The sequence below is a fragment of the Streptomyces barringtoniae genome, from assembly GCF_020819595.1.
GTDB classification, from domain to species: Bacteria; Actinomycetota; Actinomycetes; order Streptomycetales; family Streptomycetaceae; genus Streptomyces; species Streptomyces barringtoniae.
In genome coordinates this window covers 1-373 of sequence record NZ_JAJHNP010000117.1, presented here as the reverse complement: position 1 = coordinate 373, position 373 = coordinate 1, and the positions used below count along the sequence as shown (strand labels likewise).

1 protein-coding gene is annotated in these 373 nt (G+C 65.7%); it reads right to left on the bottom strand.

Annotated elements, in window-relative coordinates; all coding sequences use genetic code 11:
- Positions 1-373, bottom strand: a 373-nt coding sequence (locus LMU33_RS40980; protein WP_504967778.1) for a phosphoglucose isomerase-related protein, incomplete at both ends; no start/stop codon positions are given.

The following is a 373-nucleotide window of genomic DNA, read 5'->3' as shown; positions in this document are numbered from 1 at the left end:
ACTTGCCGTTGGACTCCATGTCCAGCTGCTGGAGGTAGGCGGTGAACTTCGACAGATAGTGGCTGTACGGCAGCACCGCGTGCGACTGGGCGTCGTGGAAGTTGCCGTACCAGATGCCCAACAGGCCCAGCAGCAAAGGCGCGTTGGCCGCTGCGGGCGCGGTGCGGAAGTGGTCGTCGACCAGCCGGAAGCCGTCGAGCATCTCCCGGAACCGGTCGGGGCCGATGGCGATCATCAGGGACAGGCCGATCGCGGAGTCGTACGAGTACCGGCCGCCGACCCAGTCCCAGAACTCGAACATGTTCTCCGGGTCGATGCCGAACTCGGTGACCTTCTCGGCGTTCGTGGACAGCGCCACGAAGTGCCGGGCCAC